Source organism: Enterobacter cloacae complex sp. IR5459, from assembly GCF_049238005.1.
Lineage (GTDB): Bacteria > Pseudomonadota > Gammaproteobacteria > Enterobacterales > Enterobacteriaceae > Enterobacter > Enterobacter hormaechei_C.
In genome coordinates, this window is the sequence record NZ_JBMKIG010000028.1 from 1 (window position 1) to 7,637 (window position 7,637).

General features: G+C 50.9%; 14 protein-coding genes. 2 read left to right on the top strand and 12 right to left on the bottom strand.

Annotation, left to right across the window (positions count from 1 at the left end; translation table 11 throughout):
- The 10 genes from ACOTX4_RS25165 to ACOTX4_RS25210 all read right to left on the bottom strand — a co-directional run.
- The coding region (locus tag ACOTX4_RS25165; RefSeq protein WP_421635482.1) for a hypothetical protein at positions 1 to 689 on the bottom strand (689 nt) is incomplete at its 3' end.
- Positions 686 to 1,108 carry an HNH endonuclease gene (locus ACOTX4_RS25170; protein ID WP_194303609.1) on the bottom strand — a complete coding sequence of 141 codons (423 nt, stop codon included), beginning with the start codon at positions 1,106 to 1,108 and terminating at the stop codon, positions 686 to 688. The genes ACOTX4_RS25170 and ACOTX4_RS25165, both read right to left, overlap by 4 nt.
- Positions 1,109 to 1,110: 2 nt before the next feature.
- Complete coding sequence (locus ACOTX4_RS25175) at positions 1,111 to 1,368, bottom strand: ead/Ea22-like family protein (protein ID WP_214603822.1); 258 nt, start codon at positions 1,366 to 1,368, stop codon at positions 1,111 to 1,113.
- Positions 1,365 to 1,643 carry a hypothetical protein gene (locus ACOTX4_RS25180; RefSeq protein WP_063162572.1) on the bottom strand — a complete coding sequence of 93 codons (279 nt, stop codon included), beginning with the start codon at positions 1,641 to 1,643 and terminating at the stop codon, positions 1,365 to 1,367. The genes ACOTX4_RS25175 and ACOTX4_RS25180 overlap by 4 nt, the downstream gene beginning before the upstream one ends.
- Entirely contained in the window at positions 1,640 to 1,984 is a 345-nt protein-coding gene (locus tag ACOTX4_RS25185; protein WP_214603823.1) for an ArsR/SmtB family transcription factor, read from the bottom strand. The genes ACOTX4_RS25180 and ACOTX4_RS25185 overlap by 4 nt, the downstream gene beginning before the upstream one ends.
- Complete coding sequence (locus tag ACOTX4_RS25190; RefSeq protein WP_421635483.1) at positions 1,984 to 3,417, bottom strand: DnaB-like helicase C-terminal domain-containing protein; 1,434 nt, start codon at positions 3,415 to 3,417, stop codon at positions 1,984 to 1,986. The genes ACOTX4_RS25185 and ACOTX4_RS25190 overlap by 1 nt, the downstream gene beginning before the upstream one ends.
- Positions 3,407 to 4,306 carry a DNA replication protein gene (locus ACOTX4_RS25195; RefSeq protein ID WP_150324690.1) on the bottom strand — a complete coding sequence of 300 codons (900 nt, stop codon included), beginning with the start codon at positions 4,304 to 4,306 and terminating at the stop codon, positions 3,407 to 3,409. The genes ACOTX4_RS25190 and ACOTX4_RS25195 overlap by 11 nt, the downstream gene beginning before the upstream one ends.
- Positions 4,299 to 4,445, bottom strand: a complete 147-nt coding sequence (locus tag ACOTX4_RS25200) for a hypothetical protein (protein WP_015571544.1) — start codon at positions 4,443 to 4,445, stop codon at positions 4,299 to 4,301. Before ACOTX4_RS25200 ends, ACOTX4_RS25195 begins: the two co-directional genes overlap by 8 nt.
- A gap of 89 nt (positions 4,446 to 4,534) precedes the next feature.
- Positions 4,535 to 5,101, bottom strand: a complete 567-nt coding sequence (locus ACOTX4_RS25205; RefSeq protein WP_045325428.1) for a toxin YdaT family protein — start codon at positions 5,099 to 5,101, stop codon at positions 4,535 to 4,537.
- A gap of 29 nt (positions 5,102 to 5,130) precedes the next feature.
- A complete protein-coding gene (locus ACOTX4_RS25210; protein WP_016042179.1) occupies positions 5,131 to 5,358 on the bottom strand; it encodes a transcriptional regulator in 228 nt (75 codons plus the stop codon).
- A 110-nt stretch (positions 5,359 to 5,468) separates the two neighbouring features.
- Here ACOTX4_RS25210 and ACOTX4_RS25215 point away from each other — a divergent pair, with 110 nt between their 5' ends.
- Together ACOTX4_RS25215 and ACOTX4_RS25220 are read left to right on the top strand one after the other, a co-directional pair.
- Positions 5,469 to 6,158 (top strand): XRE family transcriptional regulator, encoded by a 690-nt coding sequence (locus tag ACOTX4_RS25215; RefSeq protein ID WP_150324689.1) that lies wholly within the window; start codon positions 5,469 to 5,471, stop codon positions 6,156 to 6,158.
- Positions 6,159 to 6,301: 143 nt separating this feature from the next.
- Positions 6,302 to 7,063, top strand: a complete 762-nt coding sequence (locus ACOTX4_RS25220; protein WP_045325426.1) for a KilA-N domain-containing protein — start codon at positions 6,302 to 6,304, stop codon at positions 7,061 to 7,063.
- A gap of 137 nt (positions 7,064 to 7,200) precedes the next feature.
- Here ACOTX4_RS25220 and ACOTX4_RS25225 read toward each other — a convergent pair whose 3' ends face one another.
- Complete coding sequence (locus ACOTX4_RS25225; protein WP_059596189.1) at positions 7,201 to 7,398, bottom strand: hypothetical protein; 198 nt, start codon at positions 7,396 to 7,398, stop codon at positions 7,201 to 7,203.
- A 56-nt stretch (positions 7,399 to 7,454) separates the two neighbouring features.
- The coding region (locus tag ACOTX4_RS25230) for a hypothetical protein (RefSeq protein WP_421635484.1) at positions 7,455 to 7,637 on the bottom strand (183 nt) is incomplete at its 5' end.

The following is a 7,637-nucleotide window of genomic DNA, read 5'->3' on the forward strand; positions in this document are numbered from 1 at the left end:
TCGGAATGGTCCGTTAGCGCTTCCTGATAGCGTCCAAGTTCCACGTACTCCTGACATGACCACCCGCCATCAATAAAATCGCGAGCTTCAACAGCGTCGAAAGTGAACGATGTTTCACCGCCAGTTGGTGAGGTTAAGCCGTACAGGTCTGCTACCGGCTTAAACTGTGTGGCTGGAATATTTTCCGGAATATTTTGCGGTTCGTTTTGTGGTCGATCGGCACCCTGAAGCATGGCGGCGCGGCGGTTCATGCCATCCAATGCAATGCGCATAGCCTGAATCCCTGCTGAACCATCAGGGTAAATCCCGTAACGCTCGAATACGTCGATGTGGTTACGCATGAACGTAGGCGTAAGCTCTTTGTAGGCATGAGCAAGCGGACCAGAGACATCATCAGGCACAGATGCCGGCGCTGGCTGGGCGGTGACATTAGCGAATGCAGCACGCAACCCAGCCTTAATTTCTTCAACTTCGTCAGAGCCTAATGATGAATCTGATATCGCATGATGGAATGCATAAGCCATATCGTCGTTGACTGACACCGGCTTCGCTTCGAGCGATGCCAGCGCAATATTCATCGCAGCAAGCGCCATTAACGCATCTTCGTTTACTGCGCCGGGCACAGCATCGCGCTCTTCTTCAAGCTCCGCGATGGTCGTCAGGAGCCATTCTTTGGTAAGGGTAATCATGATGCTGCTCCTTCCTGATACTGTTCGAACCAGAACACCACTGGCTTCTCCACTGCCTCGATAAGGCCGAAACGCTCTGCCGTTCGGAAGTTCATGCTGCTCTTGCGCCCTCGCTCGACCTGAAGAGATACCTGCTTTCTGAACATTTCCAGCGAATAGGAGGTTTTCAGCAGGTTGCATGGCGCACATGCCGGGAATAGGTTTTCCAGCCTATCCGCCCCTGGTCTGTAGAATTCACCAGTCGCCTTCAGTTTGAAGATGCCTTTCGCAGCCGCCTTCATACACTGCTCTGATTTGCGCAGTACCGCTTCAACGTGGTCAGCGTGCCATCCCTTTTCAGGCAATTCGCACCCGCAATAAGCACAGCGACCACCGAACTTCATACGCAGCTCTGCGCGCTGTTTTTTCGTCAGTGCCATGATCACTCTCCTTTACCGGCTGCGGCGAACAGCACTTTGTTGTAATTGTTCTGGCAGTCTATATAGCCCTTCGCATAGTCCTCAGTGGCACCGTAATGGCAAATCTGGAACTCCGAGAACTGCTTCACGCCACGCGCTAACGCCTCCAGCTCAACAATCTGCTTGTCTTTGGCTTCCAGCTCATCCAGCAGGGCCAGGATGTCGTCATCTCCATGTTTTGCGGCGGCTTCACGTAATGCGCGTTTGTCGATGTTGCTCATTGGGCGGCTCCTTCAATGAGGAAAGCCATGCTTTCGAGTTTCTTTTTTTGCTTCTCAAGAGACTTTATTTTCGCCAGTCGACGACGCTCGCAATCAGCTAAAGCTTCAGCCTCATTCAGCCAAAAATCCTTACCGTGAGCAGTCGTTAAATAGCACCCAGGAAGCCTGTACGAAGCCATTGTTCCGCCATGTGATACATCGGCCATAACTTTAAACGGACCACTTGAAAGCGCGTACTTTGTTACGATAACTTCAGTTAACTCTTGATTGCTCATACCCCTACCCTCCCCCAAACCATCAATACCCTTCTCATCGCCTGACTGTTCCGGCACTCCTGGCAGATCACGTTCGTATCTGTACGCTGCACCAGCTTCGAATTTCCCTTCGGCATGGCCGGTATGGTTTCCGGTGCGTATTTCATGCCGTAGCTGGTCAGACGATACAGCCGCTGGCCGTGCTTGCCTTCGAACTCGATCAGACCGTCAGCAAACAACGTGCTTAGCGGGCCGGAAATCTTTTTGGTGGTCATGCCGATCATGGTGGCAATGCGAGCACTATTCAGGCCCGGGTTATTACGCAGGGCTGCAAGAATCTGCCCACGGATTGTTATGGTCATCAGAATCCCCCTTTCTTTTTCGGCTGCTGCTCACGCCCGCGGCGTTCTGCGGCGGCGGCCTGCTGGTCTGTGTCGTAAATTGCCCCGTTGATCTGATTGCAATAAACCGTGCCGGTACTGCCGTGGCGGTTGAGTCGCAGGATTAACTCGGTTTCTCCAGGCGGCACGCTGTCATCGAAAGCACCTTCCCGGTGGATGCCAACCCAGTAGTCGCAGTCCTGCTCAATCTGTCCTGTGTCGCGGGAATCGCTCGGTAACGGGCGTTTATTCACTCGCTTCTCCAGTTCGCGGTTGAGCTGGGTCAGCAGCACGACGACGCAGCCAAGCTCTTTAGCGAGGTTCTTCAACCCTTTGGTGATCATCCCGTAGGCCAGGTCATTACGGTCGGCCTTTTCGGCGGTCATCAGCGTCAGGTAGTCAACAAGAATCATGCCTACGCAGCCCTTCTCGCGTTTGATTCGGCGGCTTTCGGTAACGATATGCGCCAGTGACAAGCCAGGAGTGTCGTCGATGTACAGCATGTCGATTTCACTCAGTCTCCCGGCTGTGGCGATCGCCTTCTTAAAGTCGCCGTCGTAGTCGCCCTGGTACTGGTCATCGGCGTCATCCGTGGCGGGCATGTAAAAAATACTCGGATTAATGCCGGACTTCTGACCAACCAGTTTCTCGAGGATCTGGTCGCCTGGCATTTCCAGGCTGAACATCAGCGCTGGCTTTTTCTCACGAACTGCGCAGTTGATCGCCATCTGCCCGTACAGGGTTGTCTTGCCCATCTTTGGCCTTGCGCCAATCACGAACAGAGAGCCTTTAACCAGACCTTTCGGCGCTAGCATTCGGTCGAGTGACGGTATACCGGTACTCATGCCGCGTTGTTCGCCTGAAGGGTCAAAGCGTTTCTCCAGATCTGCTACCCAGTCATCCATAACCTCGCCAAACGATCTCAACCCTCGGCGGCTGCCGGTTTTTGAATGGTCTGCGAGCTGGGTGAAAATACCCTGAATGGCCTCGTACTTCTGCGTAGCGCTCATGCCGTTACGGGAATACAGCAGCTCAGTAGCTTCGGTCAGGCGGTTGATACCGTAGCGCTCCATTGCGGATTCCCGGACTGATGCTGCGTAAGCTACGATGTTTGCAGCGCTGGGAGTGTTCTTGGCGATCTCCGCAAGGTAAGCAAAGCCACCAACCTGCTCAGCGAGCCCTTTGCCTTCAAGCGCGTCGAACAATGTCAGACCATCGACTGGCTTGTTGTCGCGGAACATCTGGCGCATCTCGGCAAAGATCAGCTGGTGAGGTCGGCTGTAGAACGACTCAGGCTTGAGCATCGCCAGAACCTTCTGGACTCGCTCGCTGTTGTCATCGTCCAGCAGCAGGCCACCGATAACGCTCTGCTCTGCCTCGAGGTTTTGTGGTACAGCCATGAAATCAGCGGTCATCACGATCCCCCTCGCGCACTTCGATGTAGAGCTTTTCGGTCAGGAACTTATCGAATTTCATGCGGCGCCAGGTCTTCCCGGATTTCTGGTCTGGTCGGTCTTCAAGCATCCAGCGGCAGTTCTGAGCGATGTAGCGCAGATAGCTTCTGAAACCGTCCATATCCATCGGCTTGCCGTCCAGGTTGCGGGCAATCTTGTTAGCCTTACCCCAGAAGGTGCGGATCAGATTGCGTCGCTCATCAGTAAGGCATCTCCATCCCCGGGCTTCAGGCAGTTCGTCTTTCAGGCATTGCCATACTTCATCGCATGACAAACGGGACTTTTTCTCTTCAGCGGGTTTCTGGTCATTTGCGACATACTTACTACCGTTAGGTAGTAAGTTATTTAATATATTGTTATCTGTGGACACTGGCTGGACATCGGCTGGACACTCCACCTCCACAGGCATTGGTACTACTGCGTTTGGGCTGGACACCGGCTGGACATCGGCTGGACAAAAATTTGACTGATATTCGTCATATTTGACCACTTTTAGAACAGTAAAACGGTTGTTTGATTTGGTGGTGATCATGCCCAGATTCTTGAATTTACGGAGCAGTGATTTAACGCGATCAGCGGTCAAACCCGTTTCCATTGCCAGCGTGTTTCGCCCGGTAATGAACTCTCCGCGTTCGCAGATCACATCGCCGACATCAGTCGATACCAGTGTCTGTTCGTGATTAGCGCGCAGGAGCAGGTGAACCCATAAATGAGCCGCCTCAGCGTCCTTGTAGAACGGCACATCCATAATTTTACGGTGCAGCAAGGCAAACCCCTTACCGTCATTCGTGCGCGGTTTCTGGAGCCTTCTGGCCTCTCTGGCTTCGGCTAAATTGGATACGTTACCCACGGCCACTCTCCTTACGTTTCAGTTCTTCAAGAATGGCGCGCATCTTCTCTGCCACAATCGGGTTAACCGAGCGGATGAAGCGGTCGCGGGTTATGTTTTTATGTACAGCGGTATGGTAATAGCGTGGATTTTTTGCCATTATTCCTCCTGCAATGAGTGCACACGATTTGCATTTGAAGGCCAGTTCTGTTCGCGCAGACTGGCTTTCGCCATTTTTGATACTTCCCATCACATAACTCCCGGCGCCATAGCGGCCAGACTTGTCACCACCGCAGCGATTGATTCAGTTGGCAGGAAGCGCAGCAGTGCTTCAGCAGCTTCTCTCACCTCTTTCTCAAGGCGTTGTATCGGCTGACCAAGTAACTTCGCCTGATGCGCTTCAGTGCACTCTTTCATGGCCTCGGCTATCAGTTCGGCCTCAGTCTTTGCGACAAGACCGAACTCTCTCGCCACTTTCTCGTTATCCCGCGCCATCACGTCGATAATGACGGGGATCAATAGCATCAACCCCTTGTCGTTCTTCGGGCCCGGATCGTTAATCATCCGGAAGAAGTTCTGCTTCGTGTTGTGTTCAGAACCTGCCAGTAACAACCCCTTCCCGCCGCGCGCCAGCCACTCTTTCGCAACCAGCTGAGAAATGTGAACCTGAGACTGGCCCGGCGTAGCTTTTTGCCAGGCCTTAACTGCCTCCCGTATTCGAATTAGCTTACGGTTATTGCGCGGAACACTTTGATAAATCGAAATCAACGGACGTTGTTCAAGTCCGGTACTCTGTTGATACGCAAGTGAATGCATTGCTTTGCCTTTCGTGGTTAGGGCCGCCGTTAAGCGGCATGGTTCTCTGGGTGTGGAAACAGGTCGGGAAGATCAGGTCGAATTTCGTGTGCCTTAATCTCGCCACCAGTAGCGTTTACGATGGCTGTTACTTTTTCCGGAGATACGGAACCACCGTTAAGCCACTTGTGAACCGCTGGCTGGCTAACGCCGCAAATATCTGCGAGTCGCTTCTGGCTGCCAACGATTTCTAAAGCTCGTTGAATAACTTTGTTCATGGATTTTACCTATCCGATTACTGGATTAATGAAAAGATAACCCAAGTTATGGGCATTGTCCATAACCTTTGTTATTTTACTCTACATAACCTCGGTTATATATTGATAAGATGAAAACATTTGCAGAACGACTGAACGCGGCTATGTCGGCCGCTGACATATCTCAAGGACAGTTGGCTGATAAAGTCGGTATATCCCAGCCTGCAATTCAAAAGATGACGTCAGGTAAAACGAGCGGCAGCCGTAAGATGGTCGAGCTAGCTCATGCTCTGGGTGTAAGGCCGGAATGGCTTAGTTCTGGAGTGGGGGAAATGCGGATTGATGGTAATGTGCCATCGGCGGCCCAACCGGTCTCGGAAACAATTGATGTCTTTCGGGTTGATGTTTTAGACCTGAAAGTAAGCGCTGGTCCGGGGTCTTTTATGATTTCTGAATTTGTTGAGGTCCTGCATGCTATTGAGTTCACAACTGAGCATGCCAGATCTCTTTTCGGGAACCGCACTCAAAATGATGTGAAGGTGATGACCGTAGACGGTGACAGCATGTGCCCAACGATTCATTCGGGAGATCGCCTGTTCTTTGACGTTTCGGTGAGGAACTTCAAGGTTGACGGAGTATACGCATTTGTCTTCGGGCAGCACTTCCATGTCAAGCGCCTGCAGATGCAGGGCCTGCAGTTAGCCGTGCTTTCAGATAATCCGGCTTACAAAGATTGGTATGTGACAGAAGAAAATCAGGACCAGCTATACATCATGGGTAAAGCGCTTATTCACGAATCGATAGCTTACAACAAACTGTAGCAGTGGCCGGAAGAGACTTTTGGTTAGAGACGAAGCTGCGGCTGGTGAGATAGGAAAGGTGTTTTGGTCGGCGTATAGCTGGTAGCGGCCTGAAGAGACGTTTGGGTAGATGATTTTTATTTTTCACAGCAATAGGATGATTTATGACACAGTTTCAACTTGCGTTAATCGCCAGGGAAGTTGATGGAGAAGTCATCCATCTTCGCACCAAAGACGGATACATCAATGCCACCGCAATGTGCAAGTCTGCAGGGAAACTGCTTGCTGACTATACACGACTAAAAACAACACAAGATTTTTTTGATGAATTATCACGCGATATGGGGATTCCCATATCGGAGTTAATTCAATCATTTAAAGGCGGAAGAGCAGAGAATCAAGGGACCTGGGTTCATCCAGACATCGCAATTAATTTAGCGCAGTGGCTATCTCCAAAATTTGCAGTGCAAGTTTCAAGATGGGTACGTGAGTGGATGTCAGGCGAAAGAGCTCCTGCCGAACTTCCTATTCATCTTAAGCGGTATATGACAAACCGAGGCAGGGTTCCTCATACGCACTTTTCTATGCTTAATGAACTGACGTTTAACTTGGTTGCGCCACTTGAGCAGGCCGGATATACGCTGCCAGAAAAAATGGTCCCTGATATTTCAGAAGGTAGGGTTTTCTCGCAATGGCTCCGTGACAACCGGGGAATTGAGCCGAAGACATTCCCAACATATAACCATGAGTATCCAGATGGCCGGACTTTCCCGGTACGTCTATACCCAAACGAATATCTTGCAGATTTCAAACAACACTTCAATGAAGTGTGGCTGCCTCAGTACGCTCCTAAATATTTTGCTGAACGAGACCAAAGGGCTTTGACGCTGATTGAGAAAATCATGCTGCCTGATCTTGATTCCTAAATGCCACAACCCGGCCACCGCGCCGGGTTTTTTATTGCCCACCCATAAAGCTATCCCCCATTCTGCCGATAACTATCCAGCCTGAAGCTGATAACAATAACTATCGCAACACTACCTGCCCGCCCGTGCGGGCTTTTTTATTGCCCCTTCCTCACCAACTCCGCAGCATCCCTGTTAGCTCCCTTCCCTGTCACGTTTCCTGTTTCCTTCCGGTACTGCTTCAGCTTGTCGATGATGTTTTGCTGGGTCATGGGTAAATCAGCCAGTGACAATTCCATCACCGCCCGCCCCATCGCCTGAATTTTCATGCTTATACGCTCTTCATCCAGAACCATGCACATCCCTCCTGCTGTTTTTTTAAGCATAGCACTCATGATTTACAAAAATAAATTCATTTAGTTATCATTAATTTATAACTTATGTGATTGATATTATAAATTAGGTTATTGCCATCGCTCATAACTAAGGTTATCTTTAACCCATCGAAACGAAACATCGACAGCTGAGCGAAGTTAGCCAGCGGCGAAGTGGAGATTCGGTCAGTCGAACGGCGCGACAGTAAACCATGCGTCGG

Coding starts and splice junctions, on each gene's coding strand:
- ACOTX4_RS25170 (WP_194303609.1), bottom strand. CDS start 1,108: ATGGCACTGACGAAAAAACAGCGCGCAGAGCTGCGTATGAAGTTCGGT.
- ACOTX4_RS25175 (WP_214603822.1), bottom strand. CDS start 1,368: ATGAGCAACATCGACAAACGCGCATTACGTGAAGCCGCCGCAAAACAT.
- ACOTX4_RS25180 (WP_063162572.1), bottom strand. CDS start 1,643: ATGAGCAATCAAGAGTTAACTGAAGTTATCGTAACAAAGTACGCGCTT.
- ACOTX4_RS25185 (WP_214603823.1), bottom strand. CDS start 1,984: ATGACCATAACAATCCGTGGGCAGATTCTTGCAGCCCTGCGTAATAAC.
- ACOTX4_RS25190 (WP_421635483.1), bottom strand. CDS start 3,417: ATGACCGCTGATTTCATGGCTGTACCACAAAACCTCGAGGCAGAGCAG.
- ACOTX4_RS25200 (WP_015571544.1), bottom strand. CDS start 4,445: ATGGCAAAAAATCCACGCTATTACCATACCGCTGTACATAAAAACATA.
- ACOTX4_RS25205 (WP_045325428.1), bottom strand. CDS start 5,101: ATGCATTCACTTGCGTATCAACAGAGTACCGGACTTGAACAACGTCCG.
- ACOTX4_RS25210 (WP_016042179.1), bottom strand. CDS start 5,358: ATGAACAAAGTTATTCAACGAGCTTTAGAAATCGTTGGCAGCCAGAAG.
- ACOTX4_RS25215 (WP_150324689.1), top strand. CDS start 5,469: ATGAAAACATTTGCAGAACGACTGAACGCGGCTATGTCGGCCGCTGAC.
- ACOTX4_RS25220 (WP_045325426.1), top strand. CDS start 6,302: ATGACACAGTTTCAACTTGCGTTAATCGCCAGGGAAGTTGATGGAGAA.
- ACOTX4_RS25225 (WP_059596189.1), bottom strand. CDS start 7,398: ATGGTTCTGGATGAAGAGCGTATAAGCATGAAAATTCAGGCGATGGGG.